Annotated in this window: 8 protein-coding genes; 2 read left to right on the top strand and 6 right to left on the bottom strand. The window is 39.5% G+C overall.

What is annotated here, in order from left to right:
* Positions 1-10: 10 nt before the first annotated feature.
* The 4 genes from AC1B0Z_RS15305 to AC1B0Z_RS15290 form a co-directional block, all read right to left on the bottom strand.
* On the bottom strand, positions 11-14,092 hold the full coding sequence (locus AC1B0Z_RS15305; RefSeq protein ID WP_483793016.1) for a tandem-95 repeat protein: 14,082 nt from the start codon (positions 14,090-14,092) through the stop codon (positions 11-13).
* A 592-nt stretch (positions 14,093-14,684) separates the two neighbouring features.
* Positions 14,685-15,419 (bottom strand): LytR/AlgR family response regulator transcription factor, encoded by a 735-nt coding sequence (locus AC1B0Z_RS15300; RefSeq protein ID WP_483793015.1) that lies wholly within the window; start codon positions 15,417-15,419, stop codon positions 14,685-14,687.
* Positions 15,420-15,434: 15 nt separating this feature from the next.
* Positions 15,435-16,415, bottom strand: a complete 981-nt coding sequence (locus tag AC1B0Z_RS15295) for a sensor histidine kinase (protein WP_483793013.1) — start codon at positions 16,413-16,415, stop codon at positions 15,435-15,437.
* 83 nt (positions 16,416-16,498) lie between these two features.
* Entirely contained in the window at positions 16,499-17,368 is an 870-nt protein-coding gene (locus AC1B0Z_RS15290; protein ID WP_483793011.1) for a hypothetical protein, read from the bottom strand.
* A 124-nt stretch (positions 17,369-17,492) separates the two neighbouring features.
* Here AC1B0Z_RS15290 and AC1B0Z_RS15285 point away from each other — a divergent pair, with 124 nt between their 5' ends.
* Positions 17,493-19,082 carry a peptide chain release factor 3 gene (locus tag AC1B0Z_RS15285; protein ID WP_483793010.1) on the top strand — a complete coding sequence of 530 codons (1,590 nt, stop codon included), beginning with the start codon at positions 17,493-17,495 and terminating at the stop codon, positions 19,080-19,082.
* A gap of 129 nt (positions 19,083-19,211) precedes the next feature.
* Positions 19,212-19,445, top strand: a complete 234-nt coding sequence (locus AC1B0Z_RS15280; RefSeq protein ID WP_483793008.1) for a (4Fe-4S)-binding protein — start codon at positions 19,212-19,214, stop codon at positions 19,443-19,445.
* A 179-nt stretch (positions 19,446-19,624) separates the two neighbouring features.
* Here AC1B0Z_RS15280 and AC1B0Z_RS15275 read toward each other — a convergent pair whose 3' ends face one another.
* Together AC1B0Z_RS15275 and rpoC are read right to left on the bottom strand one after the other, a co-directional pair.
* Positions 19,625-19,942, bottom strand: a complete 318-nt coding sequence (locus AC1B0Z_RS15275; RefSeq protein ID WP_130963273.1) for a DUF3467 domain-containing protein — start codon at positions 19,940-19,942, stop codon at positions 19,625-19,627.
* Positions 19,943-20,111: 169 nt separating this feature from the next.
* Positions 20,112-24,413, bottom strand: coding sequence for a DNA-directed RNA polymerase subunit beta' (gene rpoC / locus AC1B0Z_RS15270; protein WP_483793007.1), 4,302 nt, complete (start codon positions 24,411-24,413; stop codon positions 20,112-20,114).
* Positions 24,414-24,434 lie beyond the last annotated feature (21 nt).

Below are 24,434 nucleotides of genomic sequence, written 5' to 3'. Positions count from 1 at the left end.
TTACTGTTTACTATCTGTTTATATATAACCATCCAACTTTAGGTTTAGAGCCATCTCCAAAGTCTAAAACATAATAATATGTACCAGGTGGTAGTTTCTCGTCTACGTTTACAGTAGCTCTTCCATTGGATGTTCCCTCCCAATCATTATTATAGTTGCGTTTCTCGTAGACTAAATTACCCCATCTATTATAAACTTCTAACTTGTTATTAGGGAAGTTTGAAATACAGTTTATGATTAAAGTATCATTAACACCATCACCATTGGGTGAGAACTCATTAAATATGAGTAAACAACCAAGCTCTGTAAATGTTGCATCATCTGAGGTATTACCATCTAAATCGTCACCATCGTCACTAGTATCAGATACGGCTCCTGAACGAGGATTTGCACCTGAAGCTACAACACTATTACTTACACCCCCTGCATTAATCGCATCTTGATCAATGGTAAAACTAGCACTATAAGTCGCAATCTCTCCAACAAGCAGGATTCCATCATCACTACCCAAAGTTGAGCTAACAAAGGACGGTCCTTCTGTAAGTGATATGATGTTTCCATTAGCATCTGTAAACGTATCTACAAGTGAAATTCCTGTCAAGTCAAAATCACCAGTATTCTCGACCTCAATAATGTAATCTATTCGATCCCCTAAAGAAGTGCCTCGAACATCGGCTACCTTAGTAACTACTATTGATGCTTCACACCCAGTTATTATTGGATCACATGGGTCATTCGGATCAGAAGTTCCTGTAGGTACTGCTGTAGTTCCTGGATCATCAATTCCTGTGGTCTCCTCACAATCTGTTAAACCATCGCCATCTGAATCCGTTGTATCAATACCAATTGGATCACATGGATCGTTTGGATTACTTGTCGGTCCACCTGGGAAGGTTGTTGGATCGTCCGGTGTACTCGGATCGTCGATTCCTGTGGTCTCCTCACAGTCTGTTAAACCATCGCCATCGCTGTCCGTTGTATCAATACCAATTGGATCACATGGATCGTTTGGATCACTTGTTGGCCCACCTGGGAACGTCGTTGGATCATCTGGTGTACTCGGATCGTCAATTCCTGTAGTTTCCTCACAATCTGTAAGTCCGTCACCATCGCTGTCCGTTGTATCAATACCAATTGGATCACATGGATCGTTTGGATTACTTGTTGGTCCACCTGGGAAGGTTGTTGGATCGTCTGGTGTACTCGGATCATCAATTCCTGTGGTCTCCTCACAATCTGTTAAACCATCGCCATCGCTGTCCGTTGTATCAATACCAATTGGATCACATGGATCGTTTGGATTACTTGTTGGTCCACCTGGGAACGTTGTTGGATCGTCTGGTGTACTCGGATCGTCGATTCCTGTGGTCTCCTCACAGTCTGTTAAACCATCGCCATCTGAATCCGTTGTATCAATACCAATTGGATCACATGGATCGTTTGGATTACTTGTTGGTCCACCTGGGAAGGTTGTTGGATCGTCTGGTGTACTCGGATCATCAATTCCTGTGGTCTCCTCACAATCTGTTAAACCATCGCCATCGCTGTCCGTTGTATCAATACCAATTGGATCACATGGATCGTTTGGATTACTTGTTGGTCCACCTGGGAACGTTGTTGGATCGTCTGGTGTACTCGGATCGTCGATTCCAGTGGTTTCTTCACAGTCTGTTAAACCATCGCCATCTGAATCCGTTGTATCAATACCAATTGGATCACATGGATCGTTTGGATTACTTGTTGGTCCACCTGGGAAGGTTGTTGGATCGTCTGGTGTACTCGGATCGTCGATTCCAGTGGTTTCTTCACAGTCTGTTAAACCATCGCCATCTGAATCCGTTGTATCAATACCAATTGGATCACATGGATCGTTTGGATTACTTGTTGGTCCACCTGGGAAGGTTGTTGGATCATCTGGTGTACTCGGATCGTCAATTCCTGTGGTCTCCTCACAATCTGTAAGTCCGTCACCATCGCTGTCCGTTGTATCAATACCAATTGGATCACATGGATCGTTTGGATTACTTGTTGGTCCACCTGGGAACGTTGTTGGATCGTCTGGTGTACTCGGATCGTCGATTCCAGTGGTTTCTTCACAGTCTGTTAAACCATCGCCATCTGAATCCGTTGTATCAATACCAATTGGATCACATGGATCGTTTGGATTACTTGTTGGTCCACCTGGGAAGGTTGTTGGATCGTCTGGTGTACTCGGATCATCAATTCCTGTGGTCTCCTCACAATCTGTTAAACCATCGCCATCGCTGTCCGTTGTATCAATACCAATTGGATCACATGGATCGTTTGGATTACTTGTTGGTCCACCTGGGAACGTTGTTGGATCGTCTGGTGTACTCGGATCGTCGATTCCTGTGGTCTCCTCACAGTCTGTTAAACCATCGCCATCTGAATCCGTTGTATCAATACCAATTGGATCACATGGATCGTTTGGATTACTTGTTGGTCCACCTGGGAAGGTTGTTGGATCGTCTGGTGTACTCGGATCATCAATTCCTGTGGTCTCCTCACAATCTGTTAAACCATCGCCATCGCTGTCCGTTGTATCAATACCAATTGGATCACATGGATCGTTTGGATTACTTGTTGGTCCACCTGGGAACGTTGTTGGATCGTCTGGTGTACTCGGATCGTCGATTCCAGTGGTTTCTTCACAGTCTGTTAAACCATCGCCATCTGAATCCGTTGTATCAATACCAATTGGATCACATGGATCGTTTGGATTACTTGTTGGTCCACCTGGGAAGGTTGTTGGATCGTCTGGTGTACTCGGATCGTCGATTCCAGTGGTTTCTTCACAGTCTGTTAAACCATCGCCATCTGAATCCGTTGTATCAATACCAATTGGATCACATGGATCGTTTGGATTACTTGTTGGTCCACCTGGGAAGGTTGTTGGATCATCTGGTGTACTCGGATCGTCAATTCCTGTGGTCTCCTCACAATCTGTAAGTCCGTCACCATCGCTGTCCGTTGTATCAATACCAATTGGATCACATGGATCGTTTGGATTACTTGTTGGTCCACCTGGGAACGTTGTTGGATCGTCTGGTGTACTCGGATCGTCGATTCCAGTGGTTTCTTCACAGTCTGTTAAACCATCGCCATCTGAATCCGTTGTATCAATACCAATTGGATCACATGGATCGTTTGGATTACTTGTTGGTCCACCTGGGAAGGTTGTTGGATCGTCTGGTGTACTCGGATCATCAATTCCTGTGGTCTCCTCACAATCTGTTAAACCATCGCCATCGCTGTCCGTTGTATCAATACCAATTGGATCACATGGATCGTTTGGATTACTTGTTGGTCCACCTGGGAACGTTGTTGGATCGTCTGGTGTACTCGGATCGTCGATTCCAGTGGTCTCCTCACAATCTGTTAAACCATCGCCATCGCTGTCCGTTGTATCAATACCAATTGGATCACATGGATCGTTTGGATTACTTGTTGGTCCACCTGGGAACGTCGTTGGATCATCTGGTGTACTCGGATCGTCAATTCCTGTAGTTTCCTCACAATCTGTAAGTCCGTCACCATCGCTGTCCGTTGTATCAATACCAATTGGATCACATGGATCGTTTGGATCACTTGTTGGCCCACCTGGGAAGGTTGTTGGATCGTCTGGTGTACTCGGATCATCAATTCCTGTGGTCTCCTCACAATCTGTTAAACCATCGCCATCGCTGTCCGTTGTATCAATACCAATTGGATCACATGGATCGTTTGGATTACTTGTTGGTCCACCTGGGAACGTTGTTGGATCGTCTGGTGTACTCGGATCATCAATTCCTGTGGTCTCCTCACAATCTGTTAAACCATCGCCATCGCTGTCCGTTGTATCAATACCAATTGGATCACATGGATCGTTTGGATTACTTGTTGGTCCACCTGGGAACGTTGTTGGATCGTCTGGTGTACTCGGATCGTCGATTCCAGTGGTTTCTTCACAGTCTGTTAAACCATCGCCATCTGAATCCGTTGTATCAATACCAATTGGATCACATGGATCGTTTGGATTACTTGTTGGTCCACCTGGGAAGGTTGTTGGATCGTCTGGTGTACTCGGATCATCAATTCCTGTGGTCTCCTCACAATCTGTTAAACCATCTCCATCGGTATCTGTCGTGTTGATACCGATTGGTAAACATGGATCATTCTCATCAAATGGTCCTGGGTAATTGGTTGGACTATCTGGTGTACTTGGATCATCGATTCCTGTGGTCTCCTCACAATCTGTTAAACCATCTCCATCGGTATCTGTCGTGTTGATGCCAATTGGTAAACATGGATCATTCTCATCAAATGGTCCTGGGTAATTGGTAGGACTATCTGATGTGCTTGGATCATCGATTCCAGTGGTTTCTTCACAATCTGTAAGTCCGTCACCGTCACTGTCCGTTGTATCAATACCAATTGGGTCACATGGATCGTTTGGATCACTTGTTGGTCCACCTGGGAACGTCGTTGGATCATCTGGTGTACTCGGATCGTCGATTCCTGTGGTCTCCTCACAGTCTGTTAAACCATCGCCATCGCTGTCCGTTGTATCAATACCAATTGGGTCACATGGATCGTTTGGATCACTTGTTGGTCCGCCTGGGAACGTTGTTGGATCATCTGGTGTACTCGGATCGTCAATTCCTGTAGTTTCCTCACAATCTGTAAGTCCGTCACCATCGCTGTCCGTTGTATCAATACCAATTGGATCACATGGATCGTTTGGATCACTTGTCGGTCCGCCTGGGAACGTTGTTGGATCTTCTGGGGTACTCGGATTATCGATTCCTGTAATCTCTTCACAATCTGTAAGCCCGTCTCCATCACTATCAACCAATGATGTACACAAAGGAATAACGATAGTAATAGTAGCTTCATTTGAAGTGTTACCTTCATCATCGTTAACGGTATAAGTAACAGTAGTTGTACCATCAGTATAGCCTGGAGCAGGATTGAAAGTTACTGTACCATCTCCATTATCAGTAAATGTACCTTCTCCTGGAACCGTAAATACTCCTTGCTGACCTAGTGTATTTGGATCCAAATCTACTGTCGAATCTTCTACTATTCCATTTGGATCAGTGTCATTTATAGTAATATCAATAATTATTGGTACTCCAGGATCAGTTGTCCCTCCATCATTATTTGCTATCGGCGGACAATTTGATGAATCTGGATCACATGAATCATTTGGATCACTAGGACCTGTTGGACTATCTGGAGTGCTTGGATCATCGATTCCTGTGGTCTCCTCACAGTCTGTTAATCCATCTCCATCGGTATCTGTCGTGTTGATGCCGATTGGTAAACATGGATCATTCTCATCAAATGGTCCTGGGTAATTGGTCGGACTATCTGGTGTGCTTGGATCATCGATTCCTGTGGTCTCCTCACAATCTGTTAAACCATCTCCATCGGTATCTGTCGTGTTGATACCGATTGGTAAACATGGATCATTCTCATCAAATGGTCCTGGGTAATTGGTTGGACTATCTGGTGTGCTTGGATCATCGATTCCTGTGGTCTCCTCACAATCTGTTAAACCATCTCCATCGGTATCTGTCGTGTTGATACCGATTGGTAAACATGGATCATTCTCATCAAATGGTCCTGGGTAATTGGTAGGACTATCTGGTGTGCTTGGATCATCGATTCCTGTGGTCTCCTCACAATCTGTTAAACCATCTCCATCGGTATCTGTCGTGTTGATGCCGATTGGTAAACATGGATCATTCTCATCAAATGGCCCTGGGTAATTGGTTGGACTATCTGGTGTGCTTGGATCATCGATTCCTGTGGTCTCCTCACAGTCTGTTAAACCATCTCCATCGGTATCTGTCGTGTTGATGCCAATTGGTAAACATGGATCATTCTCATCAAATAGTCCTGGGTAATTGGTCGGACTATCTGGTGTGCTTGGATCGTCGATTCCTGTGATCTCCTCACAGTCTGTTAAACCATCTCCATCGGTGTCTAAAGAATTCGGACAAGCTGGTATTGTTACAGATATTGTTGCTTCATTAGATGTATTTCCATCATTATCATTAACTGTATATGCAATAGTTGTAGTTCCACTTGTATAACCAGGGACAGGATCAAAAGTAACAGTTCCATCACCGTTATCAGTAAATGTTCCCTCTCCAATTACTGTAAAAGTACTTTGTTGCCCAGGAGTGTTTGGATCTAAATCAATAGTTGAATTATCAATTGTACCATCTGAATCAGTATCATTTCCTGTGACATTGATAATAACATCTACATCTTCATTAGTTGATCCTGAATCATTGTTTGCAATAGGATCATCATCTACTGGGTTTACCGTTACATCAACTACCGCTGTTACACAATCGCCATCCGCATCACAGATCTCATAGGTGATCTGGTCGGGTCCGTTATAATCGGCATTAGGGGTGTAATCTATCGTATCATCCGTTGGATCGTTTGGTGTACCGCCATCGTTTACCGTAGCTGTTCCATTTGTTGGTGGTGTGGTAATGGTTATCGTGCCTGTACTTGGTCCGTCACCTCCAAAATTGTCATCGTCCAATACATCGATGTTTACCGTGTCGTCTTCATCTACACTTGCCGTATCGTCTACTGCCGTTGGCGTGTCGTCTACTGGGTTTACCGTTACATCAACTACCGCTGTTACACAATCGCCATCCGCATCACAGATCTCATAGGTGATCTGGTCGGGTCCGTTATAATCGGCATTAGGGGTGTAATCTATCGTATCATCCGTTGGATCGTTTGGTGTGTTGCCATCGTTTACCGTAGCTGTTCCATTGGTTGGTGGTGTGGTAATGGTTATCGTGCCTGTACTTGGTCCGTCACCTCCAAAATCATCATCGTCTAATACATCGATGTTTACCGTGTCGTCTTCATCTACGCTTGCCGTATCGTCTACTGCCGTTGGCGTGTCGTCTACTGGGTTTACCGTTACATCAACTACCGCTGTTACACAATCGCCATCCGCATCACAGATCTCATAGGTGATTTGGTCGGGTCCGTTATAATCGGCATTAGGGGTGTAATCTATCGTATCATCCGTTGGATCGTTTGGTGTGTTGCCATCGTTTACCGTAGCTGTTCCATTGGTTGGTGGCGTGGTAATGGTTATCGTGCCTGTACTTGGTCCGTCACCTCCAAAATTGTCATCGTCCAATACATCGATGTTTACCGTGTCGTCTTCATCTACACTTGCCGTATCGTCTACTGCCGTTGGCGTGTCGTCTACTGGGTTTACCGTTACATCAACTACCGCTGTTACACAATCGCCATCCGCATCACAGATCTCATAGGTGATTTGGTCGGGTCCGTTATAATCGGCATTAGGGGTGTAATCTATCGTATCATCCGTTGGATCGTTTGGTGTACCGCCATCGTTTACCGTAGCTGTTCCATTTGTTGGTGGTGTGGTAATGGTTATCGTGCCTGTACTTGGTCCGTCACCTCCAAAATCATCATCGTCTAATACATCGATGTTTACCGTGTCGTCTTCATCTACGCTTGCCGTATCGTCTACTGCCGTTGGCGTGTCGTCTACTGGGTTTACCGTTACATCAACTACCGCTGTTACACAATCGCCATCCGCATCACAGATCTCATAGGTGATCTGGTCGGGTCCGTTATAATCGGCATTAGGGGTGTAATCTATCGTATCATCCGTTGGATCGTTTGGTGTGTTGCCATCGTTTACCGTAGCTGTTCCATTGGTTGGTGGTGTGGTAATGGTTATCGTGCCTGTACTTGGTCCGTCACCTCCAAAATCATCATCGTCTAATACATCGATGTTTACCGTGTCGTCTTCATCTACACTTGCCGTATCGTCTACTGCCGTTGGCGTGTCGTCTACTGGGTTTACCGTTACATCAACTACCGCTGTTACACAATCGCCATCCGCATCACAGATCTCATAGGTGATTTGGTCGGGTCCATTATAATCGGCGTTCGGGGTGTAATCTATCGTATCATCCGTTGGATCGTTTGGTGTGTTGCCATCGTTTACCGTAGCTGTTCCATTTGTTGGTGGCGTGGTAATGGTTATCGTGCCTGTACTTGGTCCGTCACCTCCAAAATTGTCATCGTCTAATACATCGATGTTTACCGTGTCGTCTTCATCTACACTTGCCGTATCGTCTACTGCCGTTGGCGTGTCGTCTACTGGGTTTACCGTTACATCAACTACCGCTGTTACACAATCGCCATCCGCATCACAGATCTCATAGGTGATCTGGTCGGGTCCGTTATAATCGGCATTAGGGGTGTAATCTATCGTATCATCCGTTGGATCGTTTGGTGTGTTGCCATCGTTTACCGTAGCTGTTCCATTTGTTGGTGGTGTGGTAATGGTTATCGTGCCTGTACTTGGTCCGTCACCTCCAAAATCATCATCGTCCAATACATCGATGTTTACCGTGTCGTCTTCATCTACACTTGCCGTATCGTCTACTGCCGTTGGCGTGTCGTCTACTGGGTTTACCGTTACATCAACTACCGCTGTTACACAATCGCCATCCGCATCACAGATCTCATAGGTGATCTGGTCGGGTCCGTTATAATCGGCATTAGGGGTGTAATCTATCGTATCATCCGTTGGATCGTTTGGTGTGTTGCCATCGTTTACCGTAGCTGTTCCATTGGTTGGTGGCGTGGTAATGGTTATCGTGCCTGTGCTTGGTCCGTCACCTCCAAAATTGTCATCGTCCAATACATCGATGTTTACCGTGTCGTCTTCATCTACACTTGCCGTATCGTCTACTGCCGTTGGCGTGTCGTCTACTGGGTTTACCGTTACATCAACTACCGCTGTTACACAATCGCCATCCGCATCACAGATCTCATAGGTGATCTGGTCGGGTCCGTTATAATCGGCGTTCGGGGTGTAATCTATCGTATCATCCGTTGGATCGTTTGGTGTGTTGCCATCGTTTACCGTAGCTGTTCCATTTGTTGGTGGTGTGGTAATGGTTATCGTGCCTGTACTTGGTCCGTCACCTCCAAAATTGTCATCGTCCAATACATCGATGTTTACCGTATCGTCTTCATCTACACTTGCCGTATCGTCTACTGCCGTTGGCGTGTCGTCTACTGGGTTTACCGTTACATCAACTACCGCTGTTACACAATCGCCATCCGCATCACAGATCTCATAGGTGATCTGATCGGGTCCGTTATAATCGGCATTAGGGGTGTAATCTATCGTATCATCCGTTGGATCGTTTGGTGTGTTGCCATCGTTTACCGTAGCTGTTCCATTGGTTGGTGGCGTGGTAATGGTTATCGTGCCTGTACTTGGTCCGTCACCTCCAAAATCATCATCGTCCAATACATCGATGTTTACCGTATCGTCTTCATCTACACTTGCCGTATCGTCTACTGCCGTTGGCGTGTCGTCTACTGGGTTTACCGTTACATCAACTACCGCTGTTACACAATCGCCATCCGCATCACAGATCTCATAGGTGATCTGGTCGGGTCCGTTATAATCGGCATTAGGGGTGTAATCTATCGTATCATCCGTTGGATCGTTTGGTGTACCACCATCGTTTACCGTAGCTGTTCCATTGGTTGGTGGTGTGGTAATGGTTATCGTGCCTGTACTTGGTCCGTCACCTCCAAAATTGTCATCGTCCAATACATCGATGTTTACCGTGTCGTCTTCATCTACACTTGCCGTATCGTCTACTGCCGTTGGCGTGTCGTCTACTGGGTTTACCGTTACATCAACTACCGCTGTTACACAATCGCCATCCGCATCACAGATCTCATAGGTGATCTGATCGGGTCCGTTATAATCGGCATTAGGGGTGTAATCTATCGTATCATCCGTTGGATCGTTTGGTGTGTTGCCATCGTTTACCGTAGCTGTTCCATTGGTTGGTGGCGTGGTAATGGTTATCGTGCCTGTACTTGGTCCGTCACCTCCAAAATCATCATCGTCTAATACATCGATGTTTACCGTGTCGTCTTCATCTACGCTTGCCGTATCGTCTACTGCCGTTGGCGTGTCGTCTACTGGGTTTACCGTTACATCAACTACCGCTGTTACACAATCGCCATCCGCATCACAGATCTCATAGGTGATCTGGTCGGGTCCGTTATAATCGGCATTCGGGGTGTAATCTATCGTATCATCCGTTGGATCGTTTGGTGTACCGCCATCGTTTACCGTAGCTGTTCCATTGGTTGGTGGTGTGGTAATGGTTATCGTGCCTGTACTTGGTCCGTCACCTCCAAAATTGTCATCGTCTAATACATCGATGTTTACCGTGTCGTCTTCATCTACACTTGCCGTATCGTCTACTGCCGTTGGCGTGTCGTCTACTGGGTTTACCGTTACATCAACTACCGCTGTTACACAATCGCCATCCGCATCACAGATCTCATAGGTGATCTGGTCGGGTCCGTTATAATCGGCATTCGGGGTGTAATCTATCGTATCATCCGTTGGATCGTTTGGTGTACCGCCATCGTTTACCGTAGCTGTTCCATTGGTTGGTGGTGTGGTAATGGTTATCGTGCCTGTACTTGGTCCGTCACCTCCAAAATCATCATCGTCTAATACATCGATGTTTACCGTGTCGTCTTCATCTACACTTGCCGTATCGTCTACTGCCGTTGGCGTGTCGTCTACTGGGTTTACCGTTACATCAACTACCGCTGTTACACAATCGCCATCCGCATCACAGATCTCATAGGTGATCTGGTCGGGTCCGTTATAATCGGCATTAGGGGTGTAATCTATCGTATCATCCGTTGGATCGTTTGGTGTGTTGCCATCGTTTACCGTAGCTGTTCCATTTGTTGGTGGTGTGGTAATGGTTATCGTGCCTGTACTTGGTCCGTCACCTCCAAAATCATCATCGTCTAATACATCGATGTTTACCGTGTCGTCTTCATCTACACTTGCCGTATCGTCTACTGCGGTTGGTTCACAAGCAGAAACACTAGCATTAGCAGCACTACCTACTCCTTGACCACTTCCTGAATTAGCTGCATTAGGTACACCAGTTGAACTTACTCCACCTGGTATTCTATCATTACCATCTAATTGAGAAGAAAGGATACTTAAAGTACCTTCAACAGCATCTGGACATCCATCACCATCACTATCGGTATCTAAATGGTCTGCAATTCCATCACCATCCGTATCAATAGTTGTTGTATTTGATGGATTATTGAAGTTTGAAGCACAATCAAATTCAACATGATGCTGTCTGCCTCCTGCAGAAGCACCTGCAACTCTCGCTATAACTCCTAAACGGATAGTATATGACGATTTTCCTTGATGTTGTGTTGCATAATTTACCTGTGGAAAACCATTTGTTACTCCTGGGTACTCTGTTGCACCTGAAGTACCAACTACAAAATTATCAACAGTTTCTATCGTTAATTCTGTTGGATTATCTACAAAATAACCCACTGGTAATTGCGACCAATTTTGTTCACCATAATTACTGTTACCATCAACATCATTAAAGTTCACAAAAAATTCTGGAAGGATAACATCATTAACTCCTGCTATTCCTCCTGTAGTGACGAAATCAAACCTGAACTCAGTGTAGGCTTGATCTCCAATGTTTGGTAAATTAAAAGCGGATTGTGGCTGAAAAGAATTTGGATTAGAGCCGTTATCATCTAAAGTAGGTAAAGTTGTTCCATTTAGCTCAACAATGGTAACTAAAGCGTCAATTCCAGCAGCTACATTAGGAAATCTAAAGGTTTCACCCTGCAAAAATGTAGTATTATTACCATCTCCTCCAGGTTCTTCAGTAAATGCATTATTGAAATTTAAAACTGTCTGAGATCCACAAGCTGGCGCTGCACCTGTTGTGGTTGAAAATCCTTCATCAACATCTAAAATACCATCATTGTCGTCGTCGTCGTCACATCCGTCAGGCACAGCATCACCATCCGCATTTGCATTATCATCTGAACCTGGACATAAATCGTTAGCATCAATTGTACCATCGTTATCAGAATCACATTGCCCATTTGAATCCTTAGCAGACGCATCGAGAGAAGCTCCGACCGTTTGCCCATTATTCACATCTACGTTATTTGGAACTCCCGTTGTTGGGTCAGGTGTTCCTGTTAACCTACCATTTCCATCAACACTACTCAAAGGAATGTTATCTCCTCCTTCTAATGCATCTGGACAACCATCATTATCACTATCTGTATCTAAACTATTTATTATCCCATCGCCATCATCATCGCAATTTGATGCTCCACCAAGTCCAGCTATTTCAACCATTGATATGTCATCTAGAGCTAAATCGTTTCCGCAGCCTCCAGGTCCATTATTTATGATTGCTATTTCTGCATTTACAACTGAACCTGAATTAAAGGTAAACGTAAAGTTTTCCCAAATATTAGTTCTTGCAATGTCTCCCGTTTCAAAAAAAGCTATTAGCGCATTGCCATTATCTATATCTCTAACCTCGTAGCGTACATTTGGCAATACGTAAGGAGGCGCATTGTTGGTGCAAAAATTTTCATCTCCTAGACTGTTTACATTTACTAGCCACGTAGATATTTCGTAATCTGTATTTGGTGAAAGTGCTACTGTTCTATTATAAAAATCTCCAACAGCTACAGCTGCATTTACTATCATCATATAACCTGTGCCGTCTGTATGATCTACTATACCTGCTTGCCAAGTGCCGTTGGGCTGATTTGCTAATGTACCGATAGTATAGTCACCATCTTCCAAGGCATTAGGGAAAACATCAAATTCTGCAATATCGCCTCTATAATTATACGTAGTTTGTCCCGCAGGTAATTCATTTCCTGGGTAAGCGCCCGTACCAAAATCTTCTCTAAATAACGTACAGTCTGCGTCTTCAACAGTATCTAATATACCATCATTATCATCATCTAAATCACATATATCACTGATACCATCTAAATCTGAATCAAGATTACCAGATGCAATAGCATCACATTCGTCTACAACTGTAATGCCCAATGTTGCAATATTTGAACTTGCTCCGGCATCATCCTCAACTCTAAAATCAACATCAGCAACCCCGGAATAGCCTGTGGCTGGTGTGTAGGTTGCATTTCCTGAATTATCAACTGAGTATGTCCCTACTCCAGGAGCTACTAGATCATTTCCGACAGTACCAATATTTGATGTATTATTGGGGTCAATAATCACAACAGTTGTGGGATCTAAGTTTCCATCTGGATCTGACGACCCTGTTAAAACATTAATAGGAGGATTTCCAGTTGAATTCTGCACTACTGTATTCCCCAGATTATCAACTACTACAGGCGGACTATTAACCGTTATAGTTGATGGATTTATAAAATTAACTTCGCCTAAAAAACTAACTGAGTTTTGTCTCGTACCTCCACTGATTGAACGGCCATTTCTAAATTTAACCGTACTGATATTATTGTATACAACAGAAACTACAAACTCTGTTCTAGCAGCGTTTATACCTGCTGAAAAATCTGAATCACTTTGAAAACGCGTAAAAATTCCGTTTGTAGATACCACTAAATCCGTAGGACAACCAATATTATTATTAGCTGCACCTGACCCCTGAGGGCAACCACCAGGAGTAGGTGTGTTTCCTCCCTCAAGTGTATAGCTATCAGGAACTGCAACCTCAAAAAATTCATTGCCGTCAACATCAATCGCTTCCAAGGTATAAGTGTCCACTAGAATTGGTGTTCCATTGGAAGAAGCATTAGCAGTACCATCTTCTACAAATTGTATTTCCCATTCTACGTAGCCACCTGCTGCTGTGGTAGTTGTTGAAGGTTCAAAGCGATTATCCACTCCCAACGCAGTATCTACATTATTAACTGTAATATTATTTAACTCTATTATAGTAACAACGGCATCTGCATTTGAAGGAGATCCATTTACATTTACAACAACATCTGTATATAAATACCGAGACCCTTGTTGGTTCTGTGTTCCAGAAAGTAAGGTTGGACCTTGCCCCCCTCCAAATGTTGGTGTTGCCTGTGAAAAAACAGTTAAAGCACTAAAAAATATGCTTAATACTAAAAATAATTTCAGATTAATTCTTTTAGTCAGGTAAAGATTTGTCATGATATTCTTGAGCTATACATTAGTTTTTAATTCAATACACAAATGCTATAATTGAAAGTAAATACGATTATGGTTATAAATGAGAGAGAATGTTGCAATAACATTTAAGAGGTGTTTTTTGTAAAATTAACATTTGTTAACAAAAAAACAAGTTTATTACAAACAATAAATTGTCCATAACTATTTGGTAAAGTGTATATTCTATAAACGAGAGATCGATTATCACATGTTTTGTATTGTAAAATAATATCTATTTAAATACTAAATATTACCAATTAAGCTTGTATTTAATCGACAAAAGTGTCATTTCATCGTTATTTATTTGCCGTTCATCGGGTAAATCTAACAATTAATAGATGATTCTCGGTAAAATTGTTCTGAATGTTAAAAAAAATGTTCTGAAATGTGTATGATGATTTTAATACATATTAAGATTTTAACCAAAAAAAACTTTAATATTTAGACACATCAATTAAACTTATGTCACTCTATTATTTAATAATAAACATGAATTCATGTTCTACGGTATACATTAAAAGCAGATTTAATTTTACTTTAAGCCAAAAATTAAATTTTAAGGGAATCGTAATAACTATTTGGAACTGGTTACTAGATTTATACGTTTAAAAAAAAGTTCCTTATACGTTTTACTTATGGGAATATTTTCTTTTTGAATAACCAATGCCTTATTTTGAATTTGTTCTATGTAATTTAAATTTATGATATAACTTCGGTGTACTTGTATAAATGTATTATTCAATTTATTTAGCATATCATTTAAATTCGCTCTTACTAAATGTGTTTTTTTGTTCTTTAAAACAATTTCTACATATACATGTTCACTTTTTAAGTATAAAATATCATTAAAAGCTAATTTAACTATGGCATCCTTAACCTTTATAAATAAAGCTTTTTCTATAATCTGCTCATTATTGTTAGTAGCCTGGTCTTTCTGTAGAAAGTTATTGCGAACAATCTCAATAGTTGTATATAGCTCTTCTTTAGAAAAAGGTTTTACCAAATATGCATGGGGCATTACTTTTTTTGCTTGATTTAAAGTTCCTTTATCAGAGTTAGACGTTAGAAAAACAAAAGGAAAGTTATAATCTTTATTAATTTTTTTCCCTAAGTCAATTCCTGTTTTTTTACCGGACAATTGTATATCTAAAATTGCGATATCTGGCTTATTGGTTTCAATCAATTCAAGCGCTTCGGTATAATTCATTGCTGGTTCCATAGTTTCAAAACCTAAATCCTCAAGAGTACTGCATATATCATCAGCAATAATAATTTCGTCTTCAACTACTAAAACTTTAATCTTATTCATTTACTTATATCTAAATTAATCAATAGTTTTTCTTGCATTTTTATCTTGAAATACTATTTCTATAACAGTGCCGTCATTAATAAAAACTGAGAAAGAACCGTTTAGCTGTTTTACCAAACGTTTTACTAAGTTGAGACCAAAACTTTTAGGGCTTTTAATATTATAATCTTTTGGTATTCCAGGGCCGTTATCGTACACCCTGAGTTTATATTTTCCCTCTTCGATCTTATTAATAGTTATCCTTAATTCTCCTTTATAATTATTAGAAAATGCATATTTATATGCATTTGTAACTAGTTCATTAACTATTAAACCTAACGGTAAAGCTGTATCGACATCAAAAAATAAGTTATTTGTAGAAACTTGTATGTCTACAGTATCGCTAGAAGCATATAATAAGGATACTTCTTTTACTAAGAGGTATATATATTGTTCGAAATTGATTAAGCTATTTTTGTTTTGATATAGTTTTTGATGAATTAGTGCCATAGATTTTAATCTATTCTTACTTTCTTTAGCAAATTCTATAGCTTTTTCATCTTCTATATTTTTTGCTTGAAGTTCTAACAAGCTTGCAATCAATTGAAAATTATTCTTAACACGATGATGCACCTCTTTTACAAGAAGCTCTTTTTCATTCAATGCCCGATTGATTTGGTTATTTTTTGTTTCTAAAATCCTTGATTGTTTTCGTTTACGAATTAAAAAAATAATAGTTATCAATAGCAAGCTTGCTATTAAAGCCGCAATTACAATATATAATTTTAAGCGTTCCTTTACACGGTCAATTTCTACCTCTTTTGCTTTAACAGCTTCTTTGGTTTTAAAACTTGAAAGTGATTGGGATAAATCTTCAGAGTAGATTTTTCTTGTGAGTGTTATACATTTATCTTTATATATTAATGCTTCTTCAAAAAAACCATGCGTAGTTAAAGCTTTTGAAGACTCATTTAATACATGGAAAAAATCATTTGGGTTTAATACTTTTTCTCCCATAGACTCAATTTTTTTGCAAAACTCCAATACATTAGAAACTTCAAACTGTTTGAGCACTAGTTGCAATTTTGGTGAGTCTGGACTTACAGTTGAAAGGTATTTTGCATACAGCAATAACTAAGTTGTCTTGTATCTGGGTTGCTGTAAAGCAAGTTTAGCAACTCTTCGGCTCTTTTTTCATTGCCTCCCTTGTATATATAAGCATCTAATAAGTGAATTACAGTACCTATATAATATGATGTCTTGGTTGGAAGTTTGTTTTCAAGTTCTAAACTTTGTTCACTCGCTTCTATGTACTCAATAAGCTTCCCTTCTATAATATAAAAGTCACATAAATGATATAAGAAAACAATTTTTAATCTGGTATCATCAAGTTCGTTAGCCTTTTTTAGATTTTTCAAGCATAGTGCTTTACCATTTTTTACGTCATTCTGTATTTGATACAAAACCAACTGATGCGTACTTGATAATAAACTAGCTTTAATCGTATTAACATCAGAGGGATCAAAACGGTTAATATAATCTTCTAGTTTGTCTTGTTCAATACTAGCTTCTCCAATAGAAGCCTCATCCCTTAGCTTAGATACTTGCAGCCATTTAATGGTTACATAATCCAAATCTATTTCGTTTCTGTTTTTGGGCGCCGTAATAATTTTATTGATGTAATTCGAGACATCCTGATAATTCACATTTGGGTTATTTTCTATACTAGAAATGAATTTATTATAATCAGAATAGGTAGGGTTTTCCTTTTTATAAATTCGCTTTAAAACCTCTACGTAAGGAGTTCGCTTTTGCTTAGCAATTAATCCCGAAACAGAATCTAACTTATCTTTTAAGATAAAGTTTTCTAATCTATGTAATACAGAATCTTTTAAATGAAGTTTGTCTTGAGACAATAAATTAACCGAAATTAAAAAAAAACAAAGTAGTAAAACAAGGTTGTCCTTCATGCAATATTAAATTATAGCTGTAAATATATAGATGTTTCACTAAAATTATATGGTAATACGATTTAATCATAACTTTTAATTGAACTTATTAATAGTATCTTTGCAAACTATTTGAAAGCATATTATGAGTTTTTTAAAAGAAATACAACGCAGACGCACTTTTGGGATTATTTCTCACCCTGATGCTGGTAAAACAACTTTAACCGAAAAGTTGTTACTTTTTGGTGGTGCCATACAGGAAGCTGGAGCCGTAAAAAGTAATAAGATAAAAAAAGGCGCTACGAGTGATTTTATGGAAATTGAGCGTCAACGTGGTATCTCTGTTGCTACTTCTGTTTTAGCGTTTGAGTATGATGGTATAAAAATCAATATTCTAGATACACCTGGACATAAGGATTTTGCTGAAGATACGTTTAGAACCTTAACAGCCGTAGATAGTGTAATTGTTGTTATAGATGTTGCTAAAGGTGTTGAGGAGCAAACGGAAAAACTAGTTGAAGTTTGTCGTATGCGAAACATTCCCATGATTGTTTTCATCAACAAGTTAGATAGAGAAGGAAAAGACGCTTTTGACTTATTGGATGAAGTTGAGCAAAAGTTAGGACTAAAAGTTACGCCATTAAGTTTCCCAATCGGAATGGGTTATGAATTTAAAGGCATATACAACATCTGGGAAAAGAACATTAATCTGTTTAGTGGTGATAGTAGAAAAAACATTGAAGAAACTACTGAAATTTCAGATTTGTCTTCACCTGAATTAGATAAACTAATTGGTGAAGCAACAGCTGATACTCTACGAGAAGAAATAGAGCTTGTTGAAGGTATTTATCCAAAGTTTGATAAAGATGCTTATTTAGAAGGAAATCTTCAACCCGTATTTTTCGGTTCGGCACTTAATAACTTTGGTGTTAGAGAATTACTGGACTGCTTCGTGGAAATAGCACCCAAACCTAGACCAAAAAATAGCGAAGAGCGCCTTGTAAAACCTGATGAAAAAAAGTTTACTGGTTTTGTTTTTAAAATTCATGCCAATATGGATCCAAACCACAGAAACCGCTTAGCTTTTGTTAAAATTGTATCAGGTGAATTTAAGCGCAACACACCGTATTTGCATGTAAGACATAACAAAAAGGTGAAATTTTCAAGTCCTAACGCATTTTTTGCTGAGAAAAAAGAAATAGTAGATATCTCTTACCCTGGTGATATTGTTGGCCTTCAAGATACAGGTACATTTAAAATTGGAGATACTTTAACTGAAGGCGAAATACTTAATTACAAAGGTGTTCCTAGTTTTTCACCAGAACATTTTAGATATATTAACAATGCCGATCCTATGAAGGCTAAACAGCTGTTTAAAGGTATTGATCAGCTAATGGATGAGGGCGTTGCACAATTATTTACTTTAGAATTAAATGGAAGAAAAGTAATTGGAACAGTTGGTGCACTGCAATATGAAGTTATCCAATATCGATTAGAACACGAATATGGGGCAAAATGTACGTATGAGAATTTAAATGTACATAAAGCGTGTTGGATAGAACCTGAAGACCCTAAAAATGAGGAGTACAAAGAGTTTTTAAGGGTAAAACAGCGTTTTTTAGCGAAAGACAAACAAAGTCAACTTGTTTTTTTAGCTGATTCAGCGTTTTCATTACAGATGACTCAACAAAAATACCCAAGTATCAAATTTCACTTTACATCGGAATTTGAATAAAATAAAACTTGAACTTCATCGAAAAGTATAAATTAATCAAGCTTTTTTAGCTATTTAACGATTTTTTAAATCTTAACAACAATCTATGTATAACTTGAAATCATAAATCAACCCCAAATTGATATAACCATGGAAATAGAATCTAAAGAATTTAGTAATGAAGATATTACTGTTACTTACGACCCCTGTGTATGCCAACTCTCAGGAAAATGTGCTAAAGAACTATCTAATGTTTTTAGCGATAGAGTTATCCCTTGGATAAATTTGGACGATGGTAAAACCGACGATATTATTACACAGATAAAAAAATGCCCTTCTGGTGCTTTACAGTATTACAAAAAGAACCAAAAAGAAACTGTTTAGTTTAAAAAAAAATATGCCTACAAAAAAATCCTTTGAAATCAATATTTCAAAGGATTTTTTGCTATTCTAAGCTTGTCCCGTTGGTTCAAAATTAAGAGGAATCGCTAGTTGCTCGATTAAACATTTCGAGAACCACATATTTATTGTATGTATGTTAATCTATATATCTTAAGCAATTATTAAGCCTGACCTGTTGGCCCAAAATTAAGAGGAATAGGTGGTTGCTCGTAATCTTTAATTTCACCATGAGCGTTTTCAAACCTCGCCACATTATCGCCTAACGCTTTTAATAAACGTTTTGCATGTTGAGGTGTTAAAATAATTCTGGATTTAACTTTGTTTTTTGGAACTCCCGGCATAATATTAACAAAATCCACTACAAATTCAGATACAGAGTGGTTGATAATTGCCAAGTTTGAATAAGTACCCTCTGCTACTTTTTCATCTAATTCTATATTGATCTGACCTTGTTTTTGTTGGTCTTTTTCATCTGCCATAATCTGATTATTCTTTTTTTTTATTAGTTAAAAAGCCTTCAGGTGAAATCACTTGAAGGCTTTTTAAAATTATTTGTTATCTCTCAAAAATGAGATCTCGAAACAAGTTCGAGATAAATTCTACCATCAGAATCCACTGCACCTTCGGCTTGTGGTGTCTGGGTATCATTTAATTAAAATTCATCTCTTGCTTTACCTGCATCATTTCATCAAACTCTTCTTTAGAACCTACGATAATATCAGTATAATTTCTCATACCTGTTCCTGCTGGAATCCTATGTCCAACGATAACATTTTCTTTAAGTCCTTCTAAAGTATCAACTTTTCCTGCAACCGCTGCTTCATTCAGCACTTTCGTTGTTTCCTGGAATGATGCTGCAGAAATAAATGACTTAGTTTGAAGCGAAGCTCTGGTAATACCTTGTAAAATAGGTGTTGCTGTTGCTGGTTTCGCATCTCTAGCTTCAACAAGCTTCTTATCTTCTCTACGTAAAATAGAGTTCTCATCTCTAAGTTCACGAGGTGAAATAATTTGACCCGCTTTTAAATTAGTAGAATCTCCAGCATCTTCAATAACTTTCATTCCGAAAATCTCATCGTTTTCAATAATGAAATCGCTTTTATGTACTAATTGATCTTCTAAGAAAATGGTATCACCAGAATCAATAATTCTAACTTTACGCATCATCTGTCTCACAACTACTTCAAAATGCTTATCATTAATTTTCACACCTTGTAAACGGTACACCTCTTGCACCTCATTTACTAAATATTGCTGAACCGCTGATGGTCCCTTAATATTTAAGATATCGTTTGGTGTAATAGAACCATCAGATAGTGGCATACCAGCTTTCACGAAATCATTTTCTTGAACCAGAATCTGATTTGACAGCTTTACTAGGTACTTTTTGATTTCACCTAATTTCGATTCGACTATGATTTCGCGGTTACCTCTCTTAATTTTACCGAAAGACACCACACCATCAATCTCACTTACAACAGCAGGATTAGATGGGTTACGTGCTTCAAACAACTCTGTTACACGAGGAAGACCTCCAGTAATATCACCTGCTTTAGCTGATTTACGAGGTATCTTCACTAAGATTTTACCAACCTTAATTTTCTCGCCATCGTCAATCATTAAGTGCGCTCCAACTGGTAAGTTATAAGAACGAATCGTTTCACCCTTACCATCTTCGATATGAAGTGTTGGGATTAATTTTTTATTTCTAGACTCTGAAATTACTTTTTCTTGGAATCCTGTTTGCTCATCAATTTCAACTTGGTATGTTACCCCTTGCTCGATATTTTCATACTTTACTTTACCAGCAAATTCAGAAATAATTACACCGTTATATGGATCCCATTGACAAACGACGTCGCCTTTCTTCAATTCCTGACCATTCTCAATGAAAATGGTAGAACCATAAGGAATATTGTTAGTACTTAGGGTTATACCTGTTTTCTTGTCGACCAATTTGATTTCAGAAGTACGAGATATTACAATATCTGCTATATTTCCTTCAGAATCTTCACCTTTAACAGTTTTAAGGTCTTCTATTTCGGCAATACCATCAAACTTAACTGCAAGCTTATTATCCTCAGAAATGTTACCAGCAATACCCCCTACGTGGAACGTACGCAATGTTAACTGAGTACCTGGTTCTCCAATAGACTGTGCCGCTACTACACCAACTGCTTCACCTCTTTGAACCATTTTACCTGTGGCAAGATTACGACCGTAACATTTTGCACAAATCCCCTTAGTTGCCTCACAACTTAATGGAGAGCGTACTTCTAAGGTTTCTATAGCAGAATCTTCAATAGCTTTAGCAATATTATCATCAATTAAATCTCCTGCTGCAACTATTAATTCATCCGTATGAGGATTGTATGTATCATTTAATGCTACACGCCCTACAATTCTTTCTTCTAAAGTCTCAACAACTTCATCATTCTTCTTCAATGGCGCTACTTCTACCCCTCTTAATGTACCACAGTCTACACTGTTAATGATAACATCTTGAGAAACATCCACTAAACGACGTGTTAAGTATCCTGCATCTGCCGTTTTAAGAGCGGTATCGGCAAGACCTTTACGAGCACCGTGAGTTGAGATAAAATATTCTAAAATTGAAAGCCCTTCTTTAAAGTTTGAAAGAATCGGGTTTTCAATAATTTCTCCACCACCGGCGTTAGATTTTTTAGGCTTTGCCATTAATCCACGCATCCCAGTAAGCTGACGAATTTGTTCTTTAGATCCACGAGCTCCAGAATCAAGCATCATAAACACAGAATTAAATCCTTGTTGATCCTCACGGATACGCTTCATTGATAATTCTGTCAACTCAGCATTGGTAGATGTCCAAATATCAATAACCTGATTGTAACGTTCATTATTGGTAATAAGTCCCATGTTATAGTTTCCAGTAATACCATCAACTAGTCCATTCGCCTTATCAATCATGCTTTGCTTTTCTTGGGGGATAATAATATCACCTAAACTAAATGACAATCCACCCTGGAATGCGAATTTGAAACCTAAAGTCCTAATAGCATCCAAGAATTCAGCAGTTTCAGGAACTGAAGTCACTTTAAGAATATCATGAATTATATCCCTTAAAGACTTTTTAGTTAATACCTGATTGATGTAACCCGCTGCTTGTGGTACATGTTGGTTAAATAACACACGTCCCACAGTGGTTTCAACTATCATCCTGTCCAACTTACCATCTTCATTAATATCGATGGTTCTTACTTTGATACCTGCATTCAAATCAACTCGCTTCTCGTTGAAAGCAATTTCTACCTCTTCTGGAGAGTAGAATGTTAAACCTTCACCTTTAATCGGTAATTCTGGTGTTGATTTACGCTCCTTGGTCATATAATAAAGACCAAGTACCATATCCTGAGAAGGTACTGTTACCGGGGAACCGTTTGCTGGATTTAAGATATTATGAGAAGCCAACATTAATAACTGACACTCTAAAATCGCCTCAGGCCCAAGTGGTAAATGTACCGCCATCTGGTCACCATCAAAATCTGCATTAAATGCTGTACATACCAATGGGTGTAACTGAATCGCTTTCCCTTCAATCAATTTTGGCTGGAAGGCTTGAATACCCAATCTATGCAACGTTGGCGCACGGTTTAGCAATACCGGATGTCCTTTAAGCACATTTTCCAGGATATCCCAAACTACTGGCTCTCTTTTATCTATGATTTTCTTCGCAGATTTTACTGTTTTTACAATCCCTCTTTCAATTAGTTTTCTAATGACGAAAGGCTTGTATAACTCAGCTGCCATATTTTTTGGCAATCCACATTCGAATAATTTTAATTCTGGACCAACAACAATTACAGAACGTGCAGAATAATCAACACGCTTACCTAGTAAGTTTTGACGGAAACGTCCTTGTTTACCTTTAAGTGAATCTGACAACGATTTTAATGGTCTATTAGAGTCTGTTTTTACTGCTGAAGATTTACGTGTGTTATCAAACAAAGAATCTACAGATTCTTGCAACATACGCTTCTCATTACGTAAAATAACTTCTGGTGCTTTAATCTCAACCAATCTCTTAAGACGATTGTTACGGATAATTACACGACGGTATAAATCATTCAAATCAGACGTTGCAAAACGACCTCCATCCAATGGCACTAGCGGACGTAATTCTGGCGGAATAATTGGCACCACCTTCATAATCATCCATTCTGGTCTGTTCTCACGATTATTGTTAGATTCTCTTAACGCCTCAACAACTTGTAAACGTTTTAATGCTTCTGTTTTACGTTGTTTTGAAGTCTCGGTATTTGCCTTATGACGTAATTCATAAGATAATCCTTCTAAATCGATACGTGCCAATAAATCAATCAGACACTCCGCACCCATTTTAGCGATAAACTTATTTGGGTCAGTATCTTCTAGATATTGATTTTCTTGAGGTAGTTCTTCAAGAATATTTAAATATTCTTCTTCAGTAAGGAAATCCATTTTTTGTAATGGCTCTCCTTCTTCATTTTTAGCGTCACCTGGTTGAATTACTACGTAGCGTTCGTAGTAAATAATCATATCTAATTTCTTAGAAGGTAACCCAAGTAAATAACCTATTTTGTTTGGTAAAGAACGGAAGTACCAAATATGAGCTACGGGAACTACCAAGTTGATATGTCCTACACGATCACGACGTACTTTCTTTTCAGTAACTTCAACCCCACAACGATCACAAACGATACCTTTGTAGCGAATTCTTTTATACTTACCACAAGCACACTCATAATCCTTTACAGGACCAAAAATACGCTCACAGAACAAACCATCACGCTCTGGTTTGTGGGTTCGATAATTGATAGTTTCAGGTTTTAAAACCTCACCTCTAGATTCTGCTAGAATAGATTCTGGTGATGCTAAACCAATTGAGATTTTATTAAATCTCTTAACTGTATTTTTATCTTGTTTTCTTGCCATGTTTTTTTAGTTTTCAGTCTC

This window comes from Hyunsoonleella sp. J2K-J805, from assembly GCF_057167125.1.
The sequence above is the reverse complement of the archived record's forward strand: the minus strand, read 5'-3'. Positions and strand labels throughout refer to the sequence as shown.

Excerpts from the sequence above, each read along its gene's own strand:
- AC1B0Z_RS15305 (WP_483793016.1), bottom strand. The coding sequence starts at position 14,092 with ATGACAAATCTTTACCTGACTAAAAGAATTAATCTGAAATTATTTTTA.
- AC1B0Z_RS15300 (WP_483793015.1), bottom strand. The coding sequence starts at position 15,419 with ATGAATAAGATTAAAGTTTTAGTAGTTGAAGACGAAATTATTATTGCT.
- AC1B0Z_RS15295 (WP_483793013.1), bottom strand. The coding sequence starts at position 16,415 with ATGGGAGAAAAAGTATTAAACCCAAATGATTTTTTCCATGTATTAAAT.
- AC1B0Z_RS15290 (WP_483793011.1), bottom strand. The coding sequence starts at position 17,368 with ATGAAGGACAACCTTGTTTTACTACTTTGTTTTTTTTTAATTTCGGTT.
- AC1B0Z_RS15285 (WP_483793010.1), top strand. The coding sequence starts at position 17,493 with ATGAGTTTTTTAAAAGAAATACAACGCAGACGCACTTTTGGGATTATT.
- AC1B0Z_RS15280 (WP_483793008.1), top strand. The coding sequence starts at position 19,212 with ATGGAAATAGAATCTAAAGAATTTAGTAATGAAGATATTACTGTTACT.
- AC1B0Z_RS15275 (WP_130963273.1), bottom strand. The coding sequence starts at position 19,942 with ATGGCAGATGAAAAAGACCAACAAAAACAAGGTCAGATCAATATAGAA.
- rpoC (WP_483793007.1), bottom strand. The coding sequence starts at position 24,413 with ATGGCAAGAAAACAAGATAAAAATACAGTTAAGAGATTTAATAAAATC.